This is a genomic window from Thermoflexus sp., assembly GCF_034432235.1.
Lineage (GTDB): Bacteria > Chloroflexota > Anaerolineae > Thermoflexales > Thermoflexaceae > Thermoflexus.
In genome coordinates, this window is sequence record NZ_DAOUCJ010000105.1 from 25659 (window position 1) to 48968 (window position 23310).

Here is a 23310-nt window from a genome sequence, read left to right on the forward strand (position 1 = left end):
GATCATCCAATCCATCGATCCCCCCATGCATCGCGGGCCGGGCGATCGGTCGCCCGGCCCGCAGACGTTTCGTAATACGACACCCGCAGATCGTTGTAGGGCAACGGCAAGCCGTTGCCCTGCTCTCCTCCAGGTGTGTGATGGCCCCCCTTGAAGGCCAGGTGCGGCTGTCATATTAACGGATTTCCCGCACCAGCCGCTCGTAGGGGATGTCGCCCGAAATCAGCCCTTTCCCCCGGGCCCAGGCGATCACATCCGCGAATTGCTCTCGGGTGGGGAGCGCACGCTCCGGATACGGGGGTAACCGATAGGTTCCCACCAGGGGCTGGGGCACCAGCTTCTTCTCGGAGAGAAGGCCGGCATATTTGTCCGGGTTCGCGTTGATGGCCGCCACCGCCTGATCCCATGCCTGCAGGAAGCGCCGCACTGCCTCCGGGTTCTTCTCCACCACCTCCGCCCGGAAGCTGAGCACGCTCAGGGAGATCGACTGGACCTCCCGATCGTCCGCGATCACCTTCGCCCCCTGCTGAATCGCCAGGGTCGCGAAGGGATCCGGAAGGGTGGCCGCCTTCACCCGGCCTTCCACCAGCGCCTGTAGCCGATCCGGGATGCGCGGGATGTTCACCGTTTGGTAATCCCCCGGCTTCAACCCCGCCCGCTCCAGGATCCGGTCCGTCATATACTCAATGACCGTCCCCTGGGAGATGGCGATCTCCACCCCCTTCAGATCCTGGGGGCTTCCGATCCTGGCGCTCGGGTTCGCCAGAATGAAATACTGGGGCGCCTGCGGATACGCCTGGCGGGCGATGCGGACCACGTAGATCTGGGGTTTTTCCTTGTTATAGAAGAGCGCCGAAACCGTATCGTTGACCATGGCGTCGATGCGCCCGGCCTGCATCAATTGATCCCGCTCGGCCGCAGAGGCCGCGGGCACGACTTCCACTTCCAGACCGGCCCGGGCGAAGTAGCCCTCGGTCTGGGCCACATAGACCGGCAGGACATCCAGGATCGGCAGGGCCCCGAAGCGGACCCGCATCGGACCTGCGCTCGATGAAGGCCGGCACCCGATCGCCCCCAGGATCAGCCCGACCATCAGAGCCAGCCCGATCCCTATCCGCTGCTTCATGGATCGCCTCCAATGCCAGGATGTGATCTATAGTTTATCTCGAAACCCCCCGTCTCGTGAAGAATTTCTCAAAAGGCGGAGAAGAGGAGGCCGAACATTCCGCTTTCCCCGCCAATGGCCCCTGGTGCCTGGAGTGGGAGAGCCATCGGGAGGCTTTTCCGGCGGAGTCTGTGCGGAGGCGGGCTGGCCCCAGAGCCTTCGGAGCGCCCGGCCCACACCTGGCCGCTTTGACAACTCTCCCGAACTCGCCTATACTGGAGGCAGAACACGCAGATGGGGGAGGCTTCCCTTGCGTGTAGAGATCCGCCAGCGAAGGCCATCCGCAAAACGGCACGCGGCCGATGGGCTGTCGTGCCGTTTTGCTTTTCTGTAAGGGGTTACGCCGCTCGGAATTCCACCCTCAGGAGGAGGCTCCCTATGGTGGACTCGGCGCTGATCGGCAAGATCGAGAAGGCCCGGCGCTACGCCGAGGAGCGGGATCGATTCCACTTCATCTCCTTCGCTGTCACGGTGCGCGGCGAGAACAACACCCACCACGTTCGCTACCACGAGGGGAACTGGACGTGCGACTGTGAGTTCTTCCAGCACCGCGGGACCTGCGCTCACACGATGGCGCTGGAGCGGATCCTGGAGGGGATGTTATAAGCCGGCGATCCCCTCCAGGTCCCGCAGTCCGGCGGTGTGGGAAGCATCTGTCGATGGATCTTCCGGGAAGGATCGCTGCGCTTTCCGATCGCCCCCGGACTGGGTCGGCGGGGCGGGCGGCTGTAACGCCCGCCCCCTCATCCTGAGGGCCTGGAGACACGGAAAGGCAAGCTGGCTGCCCCAGATCCCCCGCGATGGAGCAGGCCTCCTCACCCAACCCGCTATCATAAACCATGAGCCATCATGCCCGGCTTTCCCTGATCGGGCCCCGCGCTGTCCGTTCGGCGCCATCGATTTTGGAAGATCAAGCCGAATGATCCCGCGGGCAGATCCCTATCCCGCTCGACCCAGGAAGCGCCATGAGCGTCCGCGATCGAGCTCCGGCGTCTGCCTCCAGAGGAGGCGATTTCTGGTCAACCCTGCGAGAAACGATCGTGCTGGCGGCCACGCTGGCCAGTTTCCTGGCCAGCGCCTGGTTGCTCCGGCGCCCGGCTCCCGCGCCGATCCAGATCGTTCCGCCCCCGACCCCGGCACCGACCCTTACCCCCACCCCGAAGTGGATCCAGGTCTACCTGACCGGCGCCGTGCGAGCGCCCGGCGTCTACACCGTCCCCCAGGGAGTTCGAATCTGGACCCTGCTGGAGCAGGCGGGGGGCGCTCAGGCCGATGCGGATCTGGAGGCCCTCAATCTGGCCGCGCCGGTTGCGGATGGGATGCACCTGCATGTGCCCCGGCGCGGGGAGCCGCCATCGGCCACGCCCACCCCCTCCGCCCGCCTGAACCTGAACACGGCTTCCGTGGAAGCGCTGGAGCAGCTCCCCGGCATCGGGCCCCGGACCGCGCAGGCCATCGTCGATCACCGGCTCAAGCACGGCCCTTTCCGGCGCCTGGAGGATCTCCTGGCCATCCCGGGCATCGGCCCCGCTACCCTGGAGCGCATTCGCCCCTGGGTGACCATCGATCCGGAACCATGAGGGCGGTTATTCTCCCGTCCGAAGAAGTCGCCCCTGTGCTCACAGCCGATTGTTAGCCAGCACAGGGGACTCAACAGGGGATGCGAATGCGACTCCTCCCTCAACGAGTCGATCGTTCCGTGACACCTCGTCATCGATTTCATCCCGTGGGGTGAAACCGACGACCGGCCCCTTCCTGCTTCCCCGACCCGCGGCTCGTAGACCGGCGCTTCGCCGTTCCGCCTGGGGACCTCTCCCCCTTCCCCTCCCCGAATCGGGGAGGGGGAGGGGTTCGGGGTGGAGGAGGGGTCAGGCCAGTCCCCAGTGGGTGGAACCGACACCGGGGATCCCGGCTACGAAGCATGGAGGGCGGCCAGCATGTCCTCGAGCAGGTGCTCATCGGTGAAGGTTCCCTTCTCCAGCACCGCGTAGGCCTGCTCGCGCAGACGGGCCTGTTCCTCCGGCGCCAGGCTCCGGGCGGTGATCACCAGGACCGGAATGCGGCGCAGCTGCTCATCCGCTTTCAACGCCTCCAGGAGAGCAAAGCCATCCATCCCGGGCATCATCAGATCCAGGAGGATCACATCCGGCGGCTGCGCCCGGATCCGCGCCAGAGCCTCGTCGCCCCGATGGGCGGCTTCCACATAGAAAACCCCTCGCGATTGCAGAATCCGCCGGATCAGCCGCACCGCATCCGGGTCGTCGTCCACGATCAGCACCCGCCGGCTGCGCGGATCCAGCTGGTCTAATGCGGTGAGGAACCCCTCGGAAGGCGCAGCGGGGGCTTCCAGGGTGTGGACCCAACCCTCCCCCAGGGCGAACTTCTCCACCGGGAAGGTATGCCCCGACGCGTTGATGACCACGGTCTCCTCCGGCCGGATGCGCCCGGAGGCGATCAGCTTGAAGGCGCCGGCGAAGGCGGCGGCCGCCGCCGGCTCCATGGAGAGGCCTTCCATCTTGGCCAGCAGATGCATCGCCCGATAGGTTTCCTCATCGCTCACCGTCTCCATAGAGCCCCCGGTCTCCAGGACGATGCGGCGCAGCACCGGGTAGGCCGGGCCCGGATCCCCGGTCGCCAGCGTGGCGATCCGGGTGCGGGGCGTATGGACGACCCGAGCCTGCTCCCGGCCCTCGCGGAAGGATTCCACGATGGGCGCGCAGCCCTCCGCCTGGATAACGCCGATGCGTGGAACCCGGTCCACCAGGCCCATGGCCTGGAGCTCCCGGAATCCTTTCCACACCCCAATGGGACCCATCCCCCCGCTCACCGCCTGGATATACCAGTCCGGCGCCCGCCAGCCGAGCTGTTCCGCGATCTCGAAGGCGAGGGTCTTCATACTCTCCCGTGCCGCCAGGCTCCGGATCCCCCGATCCAGGAACAGCCCGCGCCGCTCGGCGAACCGGGCCGCCACCTGCTTGGTCTGATCGTAAGTCCCGGTCACCTTGATGACTTCCGCCCCATACAGGGCGACCTCCCGCATCTTGTCCGCGGGCGCGGAGCTCACCAAGAAGGCCCATAGCTGAATCCCGGCCCGGGCGCAGTAGGCGGCATAGGAGATGGCCACGTTCCCGGTGGAGGCCACCACCATCTCCTGCAGGCCGGCCTCCCGAGCCACTGAGATGGCCAGGGAAGCCTGACGGTCCTTGAAAGAGCCCGTGGGGTTCTGGCGCTCGTCCTTGATGTAAAGGCGCGGACGGCCCAGCATCAACCCCAGGTTCTCCGCCCGCAGAAGCGGCGTTCCCCCCTCATCCATCGTCACGATGTGGAGATCCTGGCGCAGGGGCAGAAGCTCCCGATAGCGCCACATGGTGAAGGGGCGGTCGCGGAGCACGCGCTCCCACTGCCGGCGGACGGCCTCCAGATCGTAGACGACATCCAGCCACTCGCCGCCGCAACGCGGGCAGCGGATCTCGAAGCGGAGATAGGGCCACCGATGACTGCAGGCCGCGCAATGCAGCCACATCCCGTCACCCCTCCGATTCAAGGCCCAGGGCCCGCCGAATGTGAAGATCGAAGGGCGGATAAAGGATTCCCCTCTCTGTGACGATCCCGGTGATGTAGCGGGCGGGCGTGACATCGAAGGCGGGGTTGGCCGCCCGCGCCCCTCGGGGCGCGATGGGGACGCCCTCGATCTCCAGCACCTCCCGCTCATCCCGCTCCTCGATAGGAATGGCGTCTCCGTTCGGCGTGTGGGGATCGATGGTGGAGGTGGGGGCCACCACATAGAAGGGAACCCCGTGTTCCTTCGCCAGGACCGCCAGGGTGTAGGTGCCGACCTTGTTGGCCACGTCGCCGTTGGCGGCGATGCGGTCGGCGCCCACCAGGACGATGTTCACCTTCCCCTTGCGCATGTAATAGCCGGCCGCGCCGTCGGCGATCACGGTGAAGGGGATGCCCAGCTGGAGCAGCTCCCACGCGGTCAGACGGGCGCCCTGTAAACGCGGCCGCGTCTCATCGACCAGCACGTGGATGCGCTTCCCCTGTTCGTGGGCCGTGCGGATCACCCCCAGGGCGGTGCCGTAATCCACCGTGGCCAGGGCGCCGGTGTTGCAGTGGTGCAGGATGGTGTCGCCGTCCCGGATCAGAGCCGCCCCGAACTGGCCCATCCGGCGGTTGGTCTCCACATCCTCTTCCGCAATGCGGATCGCCTCCGCCACCAGCGCCTCCCGCAGCGCCTGGGGATCCTCCAGGCCCTCATCCGTCGCGCGGCGGAGCATGCGATCCACCGCCCAGAACAGGTTCACCGCTGTGGGCCGGGAGGCTTTGAGCAGGGCCGCCGCTGCCTCCAGATCCCGCAACAGGCCTATCCGATCGGACGCCGGGCTGCGCAGAGCAGCCAGGGCCATCCCGAAGGCGGCCGCCGCCCCAATCGCCGGCGCCCCGCGGACCGCCATGGTGCGAATGGCCTCCGCGACCGCCTGCGGGGTGTCACACTCCAGGATCACCAGCTCATGGGGCAGGCGTCGCTGGTCGATCAGACGAAGCACGCCATCATGCCATTCCACGCTGCGCATCCGCTGGCCTCCATGCCGGAAAGATCAATGGGGATTTTACTCGAACCGGTGGTCATGCGGGGATTCCGGAGCCTCAAACCGCCTGGCGGGGACAGGATCCCGATCACCCCCCTCCCCTCCTGACTGCTCTGCGACCTCAAGGGCCCGCCGATCCCCGTAGGTTCGGATCGGAAACGAAATCCCCCCTCCCCGTTTCCAGGGAGGGGGGATCCGCTTAACATTCGCTGTAGCCGCAGTTATAGCAGGTCCGGCATCCTTCCTGCTCCAACAGCGTGGCCTCGCCGCATTGCGGGCAGAGGTCCCCCACCGGCCCGAGGGCCTCCCGCTCAGCGGGCTCCGGGCGAGGCTCCGGCAGTGGGAGCGCTGGCGGAGGGCTCGGGATCGCATGGGCCTCCAGGCCGCGCTCCGCCAGGTATTCCGCCAGCACCCGGGCGATGCCGTCGGGGAGACTGCGAACCCGCTCCGGCCCGAAGCCCAGGGCGCGCCCCCCGCCGATGCCCTGCAGCTGATCCACCACCTGGCGCAGCCGCTCGGCGGGCGGCACCGGGGAGGGCAGCCGCAGCAGCAGGGAGATCAGCCGCCCGATCGCCTCCGCCACTGCCGCGATGTCCGAACCCGCTTTCCCCACATTCAGGAACACCTCGAAGGGCTGACCCTCGCCGTTCTCATTCAGGGTGATGAACGCTGTCCCCACCGGCGTGGCGATCCGGTAGGTGACGCCAGCGAGTTTCTGCGGCCGCGGACGCACGGTCGGGCCCACCGGTTGCGGCAGCGTGGGCTGGGTCGGAACCATCGGTCCCTCCTCCCGTTTCTTTTCCTTTTTCTCCTTCGTCTCCAGCGTCTCCAGCACCTCCTTCTGTCGGGACCCCGCCACATACACCGTCAGCCCCTTGCATCCCAGCTTCCAGGCTAGAATATATGCTTTTTCTACATCTTCTATAGTAGCTTTCTCCGGGAAATTAATCGTCTTTGAAATACTGTTATCGATAAACGCCTGGATGCTGGCCTGCATCCACACATGTTCTTCAGGGGTGAGGTCCTGGGCGACGACGAAGGTGTGGCGGATCCAGTCGGGGAGCTCCTGGATGTGCTGGCAGGTGCCCTTGCGCAGGACCTCCTCGATGATCCGGGCGCGGGCCTCCTCATCGAGGCCGGCCTCCTTCAGGGCGCGCATAAAGAGGGGGCTGACGTAGCGCAGCTCCAGGCGTCCCTCCGCCTCGTGGACGTAGCGGATGTAGGCCAGGGCGAAGACCGGCTCGCACCCGTAGCCCTCGCAGCCGGCGACAGTGGAAAGCGTGCCGGTCGGGGCCACCGTGGTCTGCGCGGCGTTGCGGATGCCATAGCGGCGGATCCCCTCCACGATGGCGTTCCAGTCCAGGGGCGGTCGGCCCCAATCCCGGGTGTAGGGCTTCAGAGGCTTGGGGGGCTCCCATTTCAGGTTCTCCGGGTCATAGATGCTCCCCCGGATCGCCGGGAAGGGGCCCCGCTCTTTGGCCAGCTCGATGCTGGTGCGCATGGCGTGGTAACGGATGAACTCCGCGATCTGGGCGGCGAACTCCTGGCCCTCCTCGGAGCCATAGCGGATCCGCAGGTGATACATCAGATCCGCCAGCCCCATGAAGCCCAGGCCGATGCGCCGGGTCCTGTAGGCGGCTTCCTTCAGCTGGGGCACAGCGGGCACATACTGGTTCACCTGGACCACGTTGTCCAGGAAGCGGGTGGCCCACTCCACCGTCTCCCGCAGCTTCTCCCAGTCCACCTCCGCCCGACCGTCCACGTATTTCACATGGCGCGCCAGGTTCACCGAGCCCAGGCAGCAGTTCTCGTAAGGCCCCAACCACTGTTCACCGCAACCCCGGGATACGTAGCCCTCCGTGATCCAGGTGTCGCTCTGGGGTTCATAGAGGTCATAAACCGTTTCGTAGCCGGCGAACTCGATCTTCACGACCTGGGCAGCCCAGTTCCCCCCCGTGAAGTTGCAGCGTAGGGCTGCCTCTTCCAGCCGCCGCCTCTTCTCCGGATGGCTGAGTCGGATTTGTTCAATAAACCGTCCCAAGCTGGCTCCGGAGATCACCACGTCATATTTCGGTCGGTCATGGCGGATCTCCCGACCGTTTAAAGCATGGCGCTTACGAACAGTTCGATGGATGCGAGCGTGGACTCCGAACATGAGCAGGATCAGCCGGACTTGACGGGCCAGCTCCTCGCTGGAGGTATGGAATCGAAGGAGAGGATGGTTGGAGGAAAGATCTACACTTCCATCTGTGCTGAACAACCCGTCCAAAAGCCCTTCCAGGAACTCGCGGTTGCTGTTGATGTAAGCCAGAGGCAGTCGCTTCTCCGGGCTCCGTGCGGGGGGCAGAAGGAGCGTGCGCACCCAGCCCGCAATGACAGAACCCGGCTTGGGATCCATCATCATGGAGCGGGAACCTGGATTGACATCGGTCACGAAATGGGTGGCTCCCAGCTTCTGAAAGGCTTCCCGCACCACCGCGTTCCACTCTTCCTCGTCGGCGTGGGTGCTGAAACGGACCACATTGCGGGAGAGGGCGTGCTCGGTATAGCACCCATCTCCGACCAGCACACCAATCAGGAATCCGAACTCCCGATCGCTGAGATGAGGCGGTTTATCCGGGACAGGGTTATTCGGCATTCGGGCAGGGAACACCCGGACCCAATCGCCTGGTTTCAGCTGGTCCACCCGACGGGGCTCATAAAACTTTGTCCGGGAATCCCGGACGTGGAACTGATGGGCCGCGGTGACCTTGATCACGCCTCCGTCAGACAGGAAAACGCGATATACAGGGCGTTCTTTGTAGACTTCAATACGCTCCACCCGACCAGTCCCCAGAACAGTGCAGATCTCGTCCCCCGTCCGGATCTCCGCGGCATAACGCCAGCCTTGGGGGGTGGCCACCAGCGTATCCCCGGTCACACATGGGTTCGTCGCCTCCAACGTATACAGATGGGGCACCGGGTTGGAGCGATTCGCGGTGTCCAGGAAAAGGACGCCGGGCTCGCCGTTGTGGTGAGCCTGGGTGGCGATCTTGCGGAAGAGGTCCCGGGCCCGCACCCGCTTGTAGACCCGGATGGGGATCCCCACCCGCTCGGCGTCCTCCAGGGTCCCCCGGAAGTTGCGATAGGCGGGATGCAGCACATCCGGGAAGCGCAGCTCCCACTCCTCGTCGTTCTCCACCGCCCGCATGAAGGCGTCGGTGATGCCCACCGAGATGTTGAAGTTGGTGATAGCGTTCTCGTCCGTCTTGCAGGTGATGAACTCCTCGATGTCCGGATGATCCACCCGGAGCACCGCCATGTTGGCACCACGGCGGCTGTTGTGGGTCACCATGCCATTGGCCAGATAGGTGTGATTGTCCGACACCTCCAGATCCAGTGTCAGCGCCTCGCCGGCGGGCTCAACGGATCGAACATAGACGAACCAGCGATCGCCCACCGGGGGAGCATGTCGGGCGAATTCGGGATATCGCTCTGTTAGCTCTTCATAAGCCGTAAGGGTGAGCCGACGCTCCCCCCGGACGTAGCGCAGCAAGGCGCGTCGCAGCGCCGGGCGCGTGCTTCGGATCTTCCGACCGGTTCCTCGCCCTCGTCGATCCCGCTGGGGAAGGGCGGTCGCTTCCAGAACCGGGCTGAGCCAGTAAGCGGGCTCCGGAAGCGGATAGGCGGATTCACGATTCGAATCCGGGATCCGTTCCAGGCAAACCCGGAAACGGGAACGGGGATCACAGCCGATCCGCTCCGCCCATGCCCGCAGCCCGGCAGAGGAGACAATGCGAACGAACCAGGGGCGGGACCGTCCGAACCGGTTCCCGGATGGATGACCCGGACGCACTTTCACCGGACACCCCAGGCCGATGAGCAGCACTGCCACTTCTCGGGCCAGGCGCTCCGAGGCGGTGCAGAGCATCGGATAGCCATGGACGACGGTCCCATCGGCTTCGAAAAGCCCCCGCAGGTAAGCCGCCACCACCGAAGGAGGGCTGAGCCGGATCAGGCGGGGGACGCTGGCCTCCACGCTCCGGCCCTTCCCCAAACCGTTCACGCAAAGGAACTCCTTCACCGCGCGGTTATCGATGATGAAAAGCGTGGAGCCATCCCCGGGCCTGCGCCGGACATGGACCTGAACCTCGAAGAGGCGCTCCATCAGTCGGGGCATCTCTTCGATCAGGTAAGAATGATTGGCCACGGCCACCCCGATCCGATGATCGTTCTCCTCCTGGGCCACGAAGCCATCGCCCGTGAGATACCCCAGGAAGAAAGCGAACTCCTCGTCCAGAACGTGGGGCAGCCGGGGCATGACCTGATTGCCGTGTCGCTTCTCGACCGGCTTCAGGGGCTGGAGATGGCCATGATGCTGGCCCAGAATGACCGGGATGGCATCGCCGGGCTGCAGCTCATCCAGCCGACGCCAGACCCAACCTTCCCGCGTCAGCACCTTCACCTTATGATCCGGCGTGCCGGTCAGCGTCAGGCCTTCCTCCGTCACCACGCGCAACACCTGGGATCGGCCGCGGTTGTAGCCGTGAAGGGAAATCCGCGGGCCCTGATCGGTCAGCACGGTGATGCGCTGCGGCTGCCATCCGGGCTTTTCCGGATCGACGATCTCGTCCAGCCGGAGCAGCCCATGCGCGGTGAACACCAGGGTGTCCGGCGTCAGACATCCTCCCTGAGCGATCTCCCCGAAGGCGCGATCGTAGACCCGCAGAAAGCCCACCGGGCCGGTGGCCCGGCCCATCGAGGAGAAAACGATGGCGTTCTTGGGGCGCAGACGGGAGAACGAGAACCCGTTGCCGCCGCCCGTCTGCTGGATCAGCGCCGCATCCCGCAGCGTCTGAAAGATCCCCCCCGGGATCTTCCCCATGTCGTCCTCCAGGGGGAGGACAAAACAATTATGAACTACAACACCTTCTACAACGTAAGTGTGATCTTCTTCTACCTCACAGTTATAAACATATCCTTCGTAATAAATTTCTTCTATGTTTTCTATTTCGAAGTAAACGTGTTCTTCGTCCCGTAACACCCCATTATTTGACCCTCCGGCGTCTGGGAGATGGATCCCGAAAGCCTTTTCAATTAATCGTCGAGATCGGAGAGGAGACATGATGATCTGAGCAGCCTCACGGGCATTTGGAGTCACATAAGTGGTATCTACGCCACGAATAGATGCTTCATATCCCAATCGAAGCAAAATTTGCCACGTCTGAAAGATGAGCGTCGGGTTGCTTAACGTGAGTCGGAATGCCCTGAATAATTTGGCGGATTTCCTCCCATTAATCAGATACGCTTTCTCGCTGTAAAATCCGTCTCCTCGAAGTAGACCCGCTAGAAACTCTTCTTGAAGATCAAAATTGGCGTATTGCATCCAAATAGGGATGCGTTTGTTGTAGGAATGTCGACCAAATTGATTAAAGAACCACTGAGCGAGAGCTCGATTATATAAATCAATGTGAACCCAGTTTCCCCTTGAAGAATTCATAATAGGCGTAAACCCTAAAATACTACTCAATATATTCGAGACATCAGCATGATATTCCTTTTCTTTGATGGAAAAAGTGAACCGAACATATTCAAGATCTGGACCCAGTGTTCCCTCGGCCACGTAGTATCCACAAAGTCGTGCAACCTCGGAGCTGAGTGGGATATGGCGTGGGATCCAGCGAGCTTGGCGGCCGGAATTTTGATAAGCAGCCGGTCGACGAACCCGAATCGTGGTAGGGGTGCTCTGGACTTCGAGATCTTCCCTAGAGAGGGTCTCCGCTAAATCGAAGGAGGGCGTAGAAAGAATGCCTTTCGGAAAGCCGATGGCAACGCGATCTCCGGGACGAAGATCTGCGGCCATCACCCATCCCCGAGGAGTCAGAAAAGGATGCTCCGGGGTTACTTCGATCCTCCGGCCGATTCGTCGCACTTTGATGATCCGCAACGGCCCCCGATAAAATCGTCGAGACGTCTGCAGGACCGGCTGGTAGCGGCCTCGATGAGTCAGAACGCGATCACCGGGCCGTAGGTCGGCGATCCGTTTGAGTCCATGCTCTGTTATCACCCGTATTTCCGGCGTGAAACATGCCGCCAGCTGCCCCAGAGGGGTGCCGGCACCGGTGAAGGTGGGGGAATTGGGGAGAAAGCGGAGGGCGGTGAGCATTCGGTAGAACCGCTCCTCCCACAGGGCCGGATCGCCGCCCAGCTCCTTCTCCGCCTCGGCGATGGCCCGGGCCACCCGACGGAACATCTCGGGGATCGTCTCCACCGGCCGGCCGTCCGGCCCCTTGCGCAGATACCGCCGCTCCAGGACGATGCGGCCGTTCTCCGTTAATGGGATCTCCGCCTCCGTATCGGCTTCATCCACCCGGATCTCCCAGCGCGTCGTCATGGCCGCTTCCTCCTTCCCTTAGGGATCGCTTGGAATCGATGCGCGCCGGGCTCCATCGGCCTGCTGACCCCATGGAGCCCATGGACACCATCCGGATCTCCGCTCCCCTCGGATAACCAGAGGAACCGCCATATATGGCGGTTTATTTGACATTAATTCCTATATATGGCGAATCCGTGGGCACGATGGAGCCATCGGCAGGGTGTTCGCGGATCGGTTTCCTGGGATGGGAACAGGGCCCGAGGTCGGGCGCAGTTCAGGCCGGGCCGGCCGGCGAGGGGGCGCTTTCCCGGGCTCGGGCCTCCAGGAGGTTATCGATCTCCTGTCGGATGCTCTCCAGATCGCTCAAGCCGAGATACACGATGGCGTAGCGGATATAGGCGATCTCATCCAGCTCCTTCAACCCCGCGATGACCATGTCGCCGATCTGGCGGCTGGGGATCTCCGATTTCCCCATCGCCTGGAGGCGGGCTTCGATCCGCTCCACCAGGCGCTCCAGGGCCTCCGCCGGGATGGGCCGTTTGGCGCAGGCGATCTGGATCCCCCGCAACAGCTTCTCCCGGTCAAAGGGCTCCCGTCGCCCATCCCGCTTGATCACCATGGGCGCGAGGTGGATCGGCCGCTCAATGGTGGTGAACCGGCGCAGACACCGGGGGCACTCCCGACGCCGCCGCACCGCCCGCCGCTCCGCCTCCGGCGTGGTGTCGATCACCCGCGTGTCCTCACTCCCGCAAAAGGGACAGCGCACGGACGAGACCCCTATATATAGGGTAGAAAACGGGTCGATCCGCCAGATCTTCGGACCCAGGCGGGCCTTTATCGTAGCATGGAGGCAGGGGGCTGTCAAGCGCCACCGAACGCTTTAACCTGCGAGGAGGTCGGCCGCTGAGCGCGGCTATCCCGCTCGATCCTCCAGATGGCATGTATCGTTCAGGCGGATCACGACCCAGCGCCCATCCTGAACGACCAGCTCGGTCAGCGAGGCGTTATCGAAGCGGAAAGGGGAAGGCCGATCCAGGGGGAAGCCCAGCCAGCACCGGAAGAACATGGCGAAGGTCCCCCCGTGGGCCACCACCGCCACCGTTTGCTCCGGCCGGGCCATCGCCGCCTGCATCGCCGCCCACACCCGCTCCGCGAAGGCCTCGCGGGGCTCCACCCCTTCGATGGCCGCGGTCGGATCCCGGGCCATCTCCCGCCAGGCCCGCTGCAACGCGGCCACCTCCTCCCCCGGGCGTCCCTCGAAGGGGCCCTGCCTGCGCTCCTTCAAGCGCTCATCCACCTCGATGGGGACCCCCCAGGCGGCGGCGAGGATGCGGGCGGTCTCATAGGCCCGCCACAACGGGCTGCAGAGGATGAGGTCCGGCGGAGCGGCCCGCAGGCGCTCCGCCAGCCGGCGGGCCTGCTCCCGACCTACGTCATCCAGGGGCACATCCGCCCACCCCTGGATCCGTCCCTCGGCGTTCCACGCCGTGCGCCCGTGGCGGATCAGATACAGTCGCTCCGGCATCTCAGCGGTTCTCCCCACCCGACTTCATTGTCCTGCCTGTCGCATCCCTTGAGGCTCCATGTCCCCGTCCGGCGATTCCACACCGGGTTACCCGACATGCTCGATGTATACCCGATCTCCGGAGCCCTCCACGCCTTTCGTTCCCCGGGGCGCAGGCCAACGGGGTTACGGAATCTCCAGGGTCCCCACCTCCACGCCATCCCCGATGGAGCCATCCACCCGGACCGGCCATCGGGCCCCGGAGACAGGATCATAGAGGCCGACCCGGATCCGGTAAAAGCCGTGGAGATCCCGGGGCAGGATCACCCGGATGAAGACCGGGAAAGCGTGATCGGGGGGCCAGGAGGAGATCGGCACGAGATCGTTCGGCAGCGGGCCGTCCCGCTGGGCCACCAGATGCCCGGCGGAATCCAGGACATGAACGAACATCCGGGGAGAACGAGGGACCGGCCCCACCCGCGCCCAGGCCAGCGTCACCCCGAGCAGGTCCCCCGGCCAGCGCGGCGGGCGCAGGTGAACGCCCCGCAATTCGATCTTCCCCTCGAAATCCGCCCGCAAGGGCGTGAAGGCGAACCCGTGGAAGGGCGGCCACGTCTCATAATAGGCCACCCAGAGGGATCCGAACGGCTGTCCCCCGACCTCGAAGCCGTTCTCCAGCAACAGCCCATCGAAAAGCCCCAGGGGGTCTACCACCTCCTGCTGCCAGCCGAAGAGCCACAGCCGCCAGGGGCCCTCCGCGGGGCCGTAGCGGCGGCGGGCGTCCTCCAGCGCGGCACGAACGGCCGCCTCGTCCCACACCGGAGACTCCGGGCCCATCCATAGCGGGGCGGGAACTCCTATGCGTTCCCAGTAGTAAAGAACGGCCCAGTTGGCCCGCAGGGCGAGGGCCGCTTCCCCCGGCCGGATCTGCCGGGCCACGTGGGCTACCGCCTCCCGATACGGATCGCGGCCGCGGCCCGGATCCGCCCACCATGTCCGCCATGGGACGAGGAGCATGGCTCCCAGGGGCAGGAGGAACAGCGCCCCGATCCATCCACTCGTCCGGCGCGGCAACCCGGGGATCCGCGCCCCGAGGAGCTCCCCCAGCCGGGCGGCCCCGCCGCCGATCCCGATGACCCAGAGCGCCCACAGGAAAATCCCATAGCGGGGATGGAACAGGGCGAACCGGGGGAAAACCGTCACCAGGGTCGCGATGGTCAGGGCCGTGGTGCCCAGGGTGAGGGCCGCCCACCGGCGGGCGAAGGCGTTCCAGCGGAGCAGAGCGGCCAGGGCGAGGATAGCGGCGGGAAGCCAGGTCCCTTCCCCCGGCCAGAACCCGTGGGCGAGGGCGGAGAGGATCCCCGACAGGGTCGCGGGGGGTCGGAGGAAATCCTCGGGACGAACGAACCGTTCTCGGGCGAAGATCAGCCAGGGGCCGACGAGCAACAGGAGCCCCAGCATGCTCGCGGCCCATCGCCGGCGCGCCGCGGGGCGGCGGGCGCTCCCCAGCCCCAGCCCGATGGCCATCACGGCCGCCGGGAAAAGCCCGTAATAATGCGTGAGGATCGTTCCGGCGGCGAACAGCGTCCAGATCAGGAAGCGGAGCGGCGTGGGCTTCCGGAGGATCGCTTCCATTCCCTCGAAGGCGGCCAGCGCCCCGGTGGCCAGCATTGCATACATCCGGGCTTCCTGGACATAATACAGCCAGAACGGGGAAAGCCCCATCGCCAGCATCGTCAGGATCCCCGCGGGCCGTCCCCACCCGCGCGCGGCGATCCGTCCGGCCAGGGCGGCCGCCAGCAGGCCAAACACCACCGAGGGCCACCGCAGCGCGAACTCGCTCTCCCCGGCAATCCGGATCCAGAGATGGAGAAGCAGGTAATAGAGGAAGGGGCTGCGGTCCGCCGCCGTGGCCTGCAGCATCTCCGGGATCGGCATGCGGGCCAGATGCCAGGACCATCCCTCGTCGAACCAGAGGGAAGGGACGTGGAGGCGATTCAGGAAGATGGCGGACAAGAGCACCAACCATGCGATCGGCATTCCGGTTCAATCCCGAACGCGGCTTGCGGCGCGCCCGGGCGAGGGGAGCTCCCTCGGCGCCCGGCGGCGGCCTTCGATTTCCAGAGGACGCATCCGGACGGATCCGCTCCTCAAAGTGTAACCATCGAGGCTTTCCCTGCCAAACCGGTTCCCCGGAGTGGCCGGCTCAGGCTATTATGGAAAAGGGCGGCCCGGCGGGGCTCGCATCCGGGGGAAGGGAGACACCGGAAGGATCTGGGGGCGAAGGGCTCATGCACATCGTCGTGCAGATCCCAGCCTACAACGAAGCGGAGACCATCGGGGAGGTGATCCGAGGGATCCCGCGGGAGATCCCGGGGGTGGAGCGGGTCACCGTCCTGGTGGTGGATGACGGCTCAACCGACGGGACTGGAGCGATCGCCCGTTCCGCCGGAGCGGACATCGTCATACGGCATCGGCGGAACCGGGGGCTGGCGGCCGCCTTTCAGACCGGGTTCGACGCCGCCCTGCGTCTGGGCGCGGACATCATTGTGAACGTAGACGCCGATGGCCAGTATGATCCGGGAGACATCCCGGCGCTGATCGCGCCCATCCTGCGAGGGGAAGCCGACATGGTCGTCGGCGATCGACAGGTCAACCGCCTGGCCCACTTCCCCTGGCACAAGCGCATTCTGTCCGCCCTGGGCTCGGCCGTCGTGCGCTGGGCCTCAGGGCTGGACGTTCCGGACGCGCCGAGCGGCTTCCGGGCCTACAGTCGGGAGGCGGCCCTGCGATTGATCGTGCTGACGGACTTCTCGTATACCGTGGAACATCTGATCCAGGCCGGCAAGCGACGTCTGGCCGTCACCCATGTTCCCATCCATGCCCGTCCCACTTCCCGGCCCTCCCGGCTCCATCAGGGCCTATGGGATTTCATCAAACGGCAGGGGGCGACCATTGTGCGGGTCTACGCGAGCTACGAGCCGCTGAAGGCCTTTTTCTATCTCTCCCTTCCCTTCTGGGGGGTTGGCCTGATCCTCTTCGCCCGGCTGGCGTGGTTTTTCATCACCGAAGGTTTCGCCCTGCGAGGTCACCTGCAATCCCTGATCGTCGCCACCCTCTCGATCATCCTGGCCTTTCTGATCTTCCTGTTCGGCCTCCTGGCTGACCGCATCGGCGACAATCGCCGGCTGCTGGAGGAACTCCTGTATCGCTTGAGGGAACGGGAGGAGTAGCCTTGAAGGGCAAAGAGGGCTTACGTATTATGAGATTGAAATTCGGTAAAAATAATGTTAGCGACCGCCGAAAACGCTTTGGAAGCCCCCGAACACATCTGGATATCCAACCGGTCCACCACCCCTCTATACGAAATCTCGAGGGATTTTCTAGCAAACGATAAGTATAATCCTCTATTTGAAACCCACAATCCCGCAAAGCCTTTCGTAAAGTCCACCATGAAACCGGATTCTCGTAATAAAACGGAACGTTGGAGATCCATCGAACAATTCGATTCGCAATGAATCGTGGGAACCAGCTAAGGAATGGAATCCCATAATGCTCTTCAATTGGGAACCAACGGTTGGGTCCACTGAAGAAGCACACGCCTCCTGGCCGGAGCACCCGGTGAATTTCCTGAAGAAGACAACGCCAGTCCGGGACATGTTCATAAACCTGAGCGCAAATAATCAAATCAAAAGAATCGTTTGGAAAAGGAAGACGCATAGCATCTCCAAAGCAAAAATAAGCATAGTGTCTGTGAGCCGTCGCCCAGTGCAACGCATCCTCATCAATATCGACACCAATCACGTGCCAATCGGGCCACAACTGAGCGAAATGCTCAGTGATCCGTCCGGTGGAGCAGCCGATATCCAGCGCCCAGCCATTCCAATGAGCAATCCCAGGCACTGCCTCTTCCAAGACGGCCTGAATCTTCCATGCTTTTCGCTGTCGAAGATAAGGATCTTTAACACGTTCCCACTTAGACCAGTATTCCCTTTGATATTTCATCCGCATTGAAATTGCCTTCTATGAGATTGCTGATGATCTCCAGCATCGTTTCGGGTTGGAACCACCTTCGGAGTGCTACCGTGCGGGCTCGGAGGCGAGCCCATTCCTCTGGTCGCTTGAGTACCTCGCGCAGGCCGGTGGCCAAAGCCTCTGCGGAGGCTTCCTCAACCACCCAGCCGACTTGTCCTCTCCGCACGAGCATTCCAAGATCTCCAACATCTGTTGCGATAACCGGCAACCCCACTTGCATGGCATCCCCGAAAACCAAAGGGATGCTTTCGATGCGTGAGGGAATCACCAGATAATGAACTGCTTTCATCATCGCCACAACCTGTTGAGGCGAGGCGTAGCCGTAGAGCGACACATGGTCCTTCAATGCGTAGAGGCGCAGATGCTCTTCCACCCATGGCCTCAAAGTTCCATCTCCCAGGAGGTGAACTCGAACGCCCTCCAGCTCCGGGCGCAGGGAGCGCAATGCTTCAATCAGCAGATCAATTCCCTTTTGTTTCTCAAAGCGGCCCACATATAGCAGATGACAGCGTGCAGGTGGAAGGGAGGCGGGAGGAGTAGCCAGCGGCAACCGCCGGGAGGCGGGAAGGAATCCGCAAGACTTTCCCCTTAATCGCCCCACCTCCTCCGCCAACCGACAGCCATCGGCCAAACAGAACGAAGCATCTTTGAGAACACGGCGGACGATTCGCTCTCCCAGCGGATATCGATGCCTTCCCCAGATGTCGGAGCCCAGGGCCCAGACCCCGTAAGGGATTTTCTTTCTTCGCCAAGCCCAGCATGCAAGCGCGCCCGAGGGGATCGCCCACAAGGCAAGGCTGAGATCCACCCTCAGGCTCGAGACCACGCGCTCCACAAAAACCATGCCAACCAACAGCAGGCTGGCAAAGCGAATGAGATTCAGCAGATGGGTAGATTGAGAAGCGAGCTCCCGGTAGCTTCCCCACCAAGGAAATTCCAGAACCGGAACATGGGGATCCCGAATCGGTCGATCTTTTCGGGGGGTGACTACCCAAACGGCCCATCCTCGATTTTGGAGTCCGAGGGCCAGCTCACGCGCCAGGGCCCCTGCGTTGAACGTCTCTTCAGGGCTCAAGGGATAAGATGAGGTGATCAGAAGGATCCGTTTCAACCTTCCCTCCTGAGCAGCCAGCCCATATAACGGGCATGATGGTCCCACTTCATTATCTCCGCAAGCCATTCCAGGGGATAAGCTACGCTTAAGAACAGATAGAGACCGATCCATGGCCATCGACTGTGCCGAAACCAATCGGCCGCCGCCTCCACCAGTGTGCTCTCCGAAGTCCTCGTTTTCCTCCACGCGCCCCAGCGGCGCAGAATTGGGATCCAAGGAAGCCGTTCGGTGGCCCGACGCCGGAGAACCCGCAACCCCGTTCGCATGAACAGCTCTTCCCAGCTTTCCCGGGATCGTGGGAACAGATAGAAGCCCTCCTCGCATTGCTGGCATAGCTCTATGATGATCATGCATCCTCCAGGGCGCAGCAGACGCCGAATTTCCTGCAGAGCATATTCCTGAACTTCATAGGGAAGATGCTGAAGAACAGTCACGGAGATCGCCCAATCGAACGATCGGCTACGAAATCCGAGAGCTGGAAGAGCCATGACCGCCCATTGCCCTGCCGGGGAGAGGATGCGGGCCCAGCGCAACGCGTGGATGCCCACATCGACGCCCACCGTTTGCACCCCGTAGCGTTGGAACAAACGAGACCACCTTCCCGTCCCGCAACCCAGATCCAAGGCTTGCTGTCCGGGGCGTGGCGGAGAGAGCCGGAGAAGCGCCTGGACCGCTCGCCGCTGCCAAAAATCGAAGAAGCGATTGAAAGCAGCCGGCATCCCTCGGTAAAGATCATGAATGAGACTCAGATCCTCCGAATGCCCTCCGCCCAGGCCTCCCAGCTGGGCATCGTGGCGACGCCAGAAATCCAGCAGCCTCTCATAGGGACGGCTCATGGACGGATCACGAACTCCACATGCCAGGTGAGCACCTCTCCCAGGATCGGTATCTTTGAAACATTCAGCGGCAGGAAGCGGACACCCTGATAGACGATTTGAAACCCTTCCTGGAGAATCCATCTGCGAGCCTTCCGAATTGTCACAGGATATAGCCCGTAGGATCCGAAAGCCTGAGCGAAGGAGAGGGGATAAATCGGATACTGCGAAGGGATCCATTCCCCATCCCCCCACCATCTTCGCCATCGGGCCATAGCAAGCGCCACACGCTCTCCCAAGTAATGAAAGGGGGAGAACTGATGCCCACCTAACGGACTATAAAATGGAGGAAAACTGAGGTAAACCCAGCCTCCCGGCCGCGTCACACGTCGGATCTCTCGAAGCAAGGCCAGGGGGTCCTTCACATGTTCGATCAAGCTGGCACATAGGATGCCATCGAAAGTCGCCTCCGCGAAAGGGAGACGAAGGGCATTCCCCTGAATCGGAAAGAAGGACTGTGCCGGAAAGCCCGGCCGGATCCAAAGATCCAGAGCCACCCCATGGGCACCGGCCTCTTCCAGGGCGAGGGTATATCCTCCGATTCCACAACCCAAATCTAATACCCGCCTTCCTGCCAGCACACATCCATGGCGAGCGAGGCCTTCCAACACCCAGCGCCCCTGATAGCGTTGAAAGAGGCGATAATCCTCCTCACTACGGAGCCGCCGCCTTGCCAGATCCCACAAGCCCCACCAGCGGCGGAAGAACCTCATGCCCTTCCCCTCCGCCACAGCTGACGTATAGTTTCGACCACATAGAGAACATCGGATTCATCCATGTGAGCTGTCAAGGGCAATGAAAGGGTCTCCTCAGAGATGCGCTCTGCGTGGGGGAACATCCCCGGCCGATAGCCAAAGGCTTGCTGATAGAACCGGTGCAGATGCAGAGCCTTGTAGTGGATCCCCGTGCCGATGCCCGCTTGATGCAGCATGCGGCTGAGCTCGTCTCGACAAAAGGGCGCCTCCTGGGGATCCACTCGAATAGTATACAGGTGACGAGCGTGGACAATATGCGCATCCTCCGGCGGGAGCTGTATCCCGGCCAGATCCCTAAGCCCCTCGTTATAAAGCTGCCATAAAAGCTCGCGGCGTTGCCGCCAATGCTCGAGATAGGGTAGTTGAGCGAGGCCCAGCGCTGCTTGGATATCGGTCATATTGTATTTGTACCCTGCCTCCAGCACCTCGTAATCTGGAAATTGCTCCTCGCTGTAACGACGCCAGGCATCCCGACTCAAACCGTGCATGCGCAGAAGGCGTGCTCGCTCTGCCCATGCCTCCGACCTAGTGATGAGCATCCCACCCTCTCCGGTCGTCAGGCTCTTGGTCGGATAGAAGCTGAAGGCAGCCAGATCCCCCAGCGTCCCCACCTTGCGGCCTTTATAGAACGCTTCCAGCGCATGAGCGGCATCCTCGACGAGAAAAACCCCATAGCGCCGGGCAAGGTCGATGAATGCATCCATCTCACATGGGCGCCCGGCATAGTGCACGACGATAATTGCGCGGGTGCGAGACGTGAGCACATCCCGGGTGGCCTCTGGATCTAGATTTCCCGTCCGCGGATCCACATCGGCAAAAACAGGGCGCGCTCCTGCATGGACGATCACATTGGCAGTGGCCGCAAAAGTCATGGGGGAGGTGATCACCTCATCCCCAGGGCCGACCCCGATCAGTCGCAGGGCGAGGTGGAGAGCAGCCGTGCATGAGCTCACAGCCACAGCGAAGGGGGCGCCGATATATCGAGCGAAGGCTTCCTCAAAGGCCGCCACCCGCGGGCCTGTTCCCAGCCAGCCCGAGCGGAGGACCTCCACCACTGCCTCAATGGCTTCCTCGGGTAATCGAGGCGCTCCGAAAACCAGATAGCGGCCACGCGGCGAGATGACAGGAGCCATCGCTACCTCCCCAGGCGCTCAAAGATCCGATTCACCCGCTCCCGCATGAAATCCTCTGTCAAAGGATCGGACCATTTCACAAGCAGATAGCCTACCAAGTTCCCCTTCCAGAAAACAACTTCATGGGACCAGATCTTTCCGCTTCTCGATTCCTCGGAGGGGCGGATCCTCCAGCGCGCCTCGTCGGCTGCCGTCTGGATCAAACGAAATGAGTCTTCTGATGAAGACAAGCGCCGGGCATAGGCCTCCCAGGCCAAGTGGATGTCCTGAAACAGCCGTAGCTCCACCACGAAACCCTTTATGAACGGATGATAACGATCTTCCTCCACTGGATAACGCAACTCAAGACCATGGGAGGTCGGCTCACGGATTTCAGTGCGGAGAACATAGAGAGTTCGCATGAACGGGAAATCCTCGGGCCGAAGCATCGACGACTCCAAATTCAAGTTGGCAGGATAAGGCGGGGAAAACGTGGCGGGCATGGCCATGGGCTCAACGGGCGATTCGAATAAAATCGGGGAGGGCCGGCCCATGGAAGAAATGGAAGGAGAACCAAAGGGAAACGGACGGAAGAGCGCGCAGCTCCCGATAAGGCTCATAACCCCTAGCCAGCAAAGCATGCGAACGGCAGCCATAGCTTCTCCTCTTCAACATCAAAAATGCCGGGGTGCGACCGTGGTTGCACCCCGGCATTTTAATCCTAGCATGGTGATCGAATCAAGAGGAGCTAGGGGGATTTGACTCCCGGGAACCCTGCAGCCACATCCCCAGATAGGATCAAGCTGTTCTGATCGCCGATCACCGCGATCGGCTTGTCCGATGAAATGGTGACGCTACCGAGGAAACCGGGTGGAATATGTCCATCAGAGAGCTGATTGAAGGTTTGGGCGTTGTTCACCGTGACATTCCGGATGTAGGTGCCCAGATTGCCCGAGTAGTTAAGAGTCAGATTAGCTGTCCCCCCGTCAATCACCTGAACGGAGAAGGTTGTAGTCCATTTTCCTCCGCTGTATTGATTTTCGATCAAGGGCACGGCCATCTTCTCGCCTACGTCGGATGGAGCGAAGGCGGTGTAACCGATGGCCCGATCGCCCGGCCCCAGCGTGTTCGCGATATTATAAGCAATGACCAGGGGTTGCGTGGAGCTCACCGTTGCTGCTCCATAGAAATTGCTGGCCAGCGGCCCCCCGGTGCATCCTCCATAGACATTCGCGGCAGGATTCAGATAGAGACTGCCATTGGCTGGAATGGAGCAATTCAATGTCTGGTTGTTTGTGAACTGAATTTGAACAGAAGCCGGGCTTGATGCCGTGTTGATCATCGTAAAGTCGGTAGTCCATGGTCCATAGGCGTTGATATAACCCGGCATGTACAACGTGGTGCTGGCCTTACTAAGCGGCAAAGCCGAGTAGGAGACTAACATTCCCCCCGTTATCCGATATTCATCCACCGTGACCGCCACGGGCTGCGTCGCCGAGATAATCGCTGATCCATTGAAATCGGCTATAGGAAGATCGTATTGATCTACCAGTGCAGAAGCTCCTACAGGAAGATTCGGAATGGTCTGGGTAACCACCACGGTGCCCCCGCTGATGAACCGGATCTCCACATTCGCTGGCGACGTACCCGCGTTCTGGATCGCCATGCGGGTGTTCCAAGGACCGAACTTGGCCATCACAATCGGCGCAAAAACCACAGTAGAGGGCTCTCCGATTCCCACGTAGGCATCTGATACATACTGAGATCCAGAGAGATTGTTCGCTACTGTGGCGATCGCAGAGACCG

General features: G+C 62.6%; 17 protein-coding genes. 3 read left to right on the forward strand and 14 right to left on the reverse strand.

The window, feature by feature from the left end; all coding sequences use genetic code 11:
• Positions 1 to 175: 175 nt before the first annotated feature.
• Positions 176 to 1126, reverse strand: coding sequence for an ABC transporter substrate-binding protein (locus tag VAE54_RS12445; protein WP_322802295.1), 951 nt, complete (start codon positions 1124 to 1126; stop codon positions 176 to 178).
• Between the two features lie 417 nt (positions 1127 to 1543).
• Here VAE54_RS12445 and VAE54_RS12450 point away from each other — a divergent pair, with 417 nt between their 5' ends.
• Complete coding sequence (locus VAE54_RS12450; protein WP_322802296.1) at positions 1544 to 1771, forward strand: SWIM zinc finger family protein; 228 nt, start codon at positions 1544 to 1546, stop codon at positions 1769 to 1771.
• Between the two features lie 359 nt (positions 1772 to 2130).
• Entirely contained in the window at positions 2131 to 2745 is a 615-nt protein-coding gene (locus VAE54_RS12455; RefSeq protein WP_322802297.1) for a ComEA family DNA-binding protein, read from the forward strand.
• A 332-nt stretch (positions 2746 to 3077) separates the two neighbouring features.
• Here the strand turns inward: VAE54_RS12455 and VAE54_RS12460 are convergent, their stop codons facing one another.
• The 6 genes from VAE54_RS12460 to VAE54_RS12485 all read right to left on the reverse strand — a co-directional run bounded on the left by VAE54_RS12460 (position 3078) and on the right by VAE54_RS12485 (position 15653).
• Entirely contained in the window at positions 3078 to 4688 is a 1611-nt protein-coding gene (locus tag VAE54_RS12460) for a threonine synthase (protein ID WP_322802298.1), read from the reverse strand.
• Between the two features lie 4 nt (positions 4689 to 4692).
• Positions 4693 to 5739: an S-methyl-5-thioribose-1-phosphate isomerase gene (gene mtnA, locus VAE54_RS12465; protein WP_322802299.1), complete on the reverse strand. Its 1047-nt coding sequence runs from the start codon at positions 5737 to 5739 to the stop codon at positions 4693 to 4695.
• Positions 5740 to 5953: 214 nt separating this feature from the next.
• Positions 5954 to 12127, reverse strand: coding sequence for an LAGLIDADG family homing endonuclease (locus tag VAE54_RS12470; RefSeq protein ID WP_322802300.1), 6174 nt, complete (start codon positions 12125 to 12127; stop codon positions 5954 to 5956).
• A 256-nt stretch (positions 12128 to 12383) separates the two neighbouring features.
• Complete coding sequence (gene nrdR / locus VAE54_RS12475; RefSeq protein WP_322802301.1) at positions 12384 to 12875, reverse strand: transcriptional regulator NrdR; 492 nt, start codon at positions 12873 to 12875, stop codon at positions 12384 to 12386.
• A gap of 147 nt (positions 12876 to 13022) precedes the next feature.
• Entirely contained in the window at positions 13023 to 13634 is a 612-nt protein-coding gene (locus VAE54_RS12480) for a histidine phosphatase family protein (protein ID WP_322802302.1), read from the reverse strand.
• Between the two features lie 165 nt (positions 13635 to 13799).
• Positions 13800 to 15653: a glycosyltransferase family 39 protein gene (locus VAE54_RS12485; RefSeq protein WP_322802303.1), complete on the reverse strand. Its 1854-nt coding sequence runs from the start codon at positions 15651 to 15653 to the stop codon at positions 13800 to 13802.
• A gap of 251 nt (positions 15654 to 15904) precedes the next feature.
• On the opposite strand from VAE54_RS12485, the gene VAE54_RS12490 reads away from it, so the two are divergent.
• The gene (locus VAE54_RS12490; RefSeq protein ID WP_322802304.1) at positions 15905 to 16846 is read left to right on the forward strand and encodes a glycosyltransferase family 2 protein; all 942 of its coding nucleotides are present in this window, start codon (positions 15905 to 15907) and stop codon (positions 16844 to 16846) included.
• On the opposite strand, the gene VAE54_RS14685 is transcribed toward VAE54_RS12490, so the two are convergent.
• The 7 genes from VAE54_RS14685 to VAE54_RS12520 all read right to left on the reverse strand — a co-directional run.
• Complete coding sequence (locus VAE54_RS14685; RefSeq protein WP_416223808.1) at positions 16737 to 17624, reverse strand: class I SAM-dependent methyltransferase; 888 nt, start codon at positions 17622 to 17624, stop codon at positions 16737 to 16739. The genes VAE54_RS12490 and VAE54_RS14685 overlap by 110 nt on opposite strands.
• Positions 17590 to 18873: a glycosyltransferase gene (locus VAE54_RS12495; protein ID WP_322802310.1), complete on the reverse strand. Its 1284-nt coding sequence runs from the start codon at positions 18871 to 18873 to the stop codon at positions 17590 to 17592. The genes VAE54_RS14685 and VAE54_RS12495 overlap by 35 nt, the downstream gene beginning before the upstream one ends.
• The gene (locus VAE54_RS12500; protein WP_322802305.1) at positions 18756 to 19598 is read right to left on the reverse strand and encodes a class I SAM-dependent methyltransferase; all 843 of its coding nucleotides are present in this window, start codon (positions 19596 to 19598) and stop codon (positions 18756 to 18758) included. The genes VAE54_RS12495 and VAE54_RS12500 overlap by 118 nt, the downstream gene beginning before the upstream one ends.
• Entirely contained in the window at positions 19595 to 20350 is a 756-nt protein-coding gene (locus tag VAE54_RS12505) for a class I SAM-dependent methyltransferase (RefSeq protein WP_322802306.1), read from the reverse strand. The genes VAE54_RS12500 and VAE54_RS12505 overlap by 4 nt, the downstream gene beginning before the upstream one ends.
• Entirely contained in the window at positions 20347 to 21525 is a 1179-nt protein-coding gene (locus tag VAE54_RS12510) for a DegT/DnrJ/EryC1/StrS family aminotransferase (protein WP_322802307.1), read from the reverse strand. The genes VAE54_RS12505 and VAE54_RS12510 overlap by 4 nt, the downstream gene beginning before the upstream one ends.
• A gap of 2 nt (positions 21526 to 21527) precedes the next feature.
• A complete protein-coding gene (locus VAE54_RS12515) occupies positions 21528 to 22160 on the reverse strand; it encodes a hypothetical protein (RefSeq protein ID WP_322802308.1) in 633 nt (210 codons plus the stop codon).
• 92 nt (positions 22161 to 22252) lie between these two features.
• Positions 22253 to 23310: hypothetical protein (locus VAE54_RS12520; protein WP_322802309.1), on the reverse strand; the 1058-nt coding region annotated here is incomplete at its 5' end.

Coding starts and splice junctions, on each gene's coding strand:
- VAE54_RS12480 (WP_322802302.1), bottom strand. CDS start 13,634: ATGCCGGAGCGACTGTATCTGATCCGCCACGGGCGCACGGCGTGGAAC.
- VAE54_RS12455 (WP_322802297.1), top strand. CDS start 2,131: ATGAGCGTCCGCGATCGAGCTCCGGCGTCTGCCTCCAGAGGAGGCGAT.
- VAE54_RS12515 (WP_322802308.1), bottom strand. CDS start 22,160: ATGGCTGCCGTTCGCATGCTTTGCTGGCTAGGGGTTATGAGCCTTATC.
- VAE54_RS12470 (WP_322802300.1), bottom strand. CDS start 12,127: ATGACGACGCGCTGGGAGATCCGGGTGGATGAAGCCGATACGGAGGCG.
- VAE54_RS12500 (WP_322802305.1), bottom strand. CDS start 19,598: ATGAGCCGTCCCTATGAGAGGCTGCTGGATTTCTGGCGTCGCCACGAT.
- VAE54_RS12450 (WP_322802296.1), top strand. CDS start 1,544: ATGGTGGACTCGGCGCTGATCGGCAAGATCGAGAAGGCCCGGCGCTAC.
- VAE54_RS12495 (WP_322802310.1), bottom strand. CDS start 18,873: ATGGATCGGTCTCTATCTGTTCTTAAGCGTAGCTTATCCCCTGGAATG.
- VAE54_RS12505 (WP_322802306.1), bottom strand. CDS start 20,350: ATGAGGTTCTTCCGCCGCTGGTGGGGCTTGTGGGATCTGGCAAGGCGG.
- VAE54_RS12485 (WP_322802303.1), bottom strand. CDS start 15,653: ATGCCGATCGCATGGTTGGTGCTCTTGTCCGCCATCTTCCTGAATCGC.
- VAE54_RS12510 (WP_322802307.1), bottom strand. CDS start 21,525: ATGGCTCCTGTCATCTCGCCGCGTGGCCGCTATCTGGTTTTCGGAGCG.
- VAE54_RS14685 (WP_416223808.1), bottom strand. CDS start 17,624: ATGCGGATGAAATATCAAAGGGAATACTGGTCTAAGTGGGAACGTGTT.
- mtnA (WP_322802299.1), bottom strand. CDS start 5,739: ATGCGCAGCGTGGAATGGCATGATGGCGTGCTTCGTCTGATCGACCAG.
- VAE54_RS12460 (WP_322802298.1), bottom strand. CDS start 4,688: ATGTGGCTGCATTGCGCGGCCTGCAGTCATCGGTGGCCCTATCTCCGC.
- VAE54_RS12445 (WP_322802295.1), bottom strand. CDS start 1,126: ATGAAGCAGCGGATAGGGATCGGGCTGGCTCTGATGGTCGGGCTGATC.
- VAE54_RS12490 (WP_322802304.1), top strand. CDS start 15,905: ATGCACATCGTCGTGCAGATCCCAGCCTACAACGAAGCGGAGACCATC.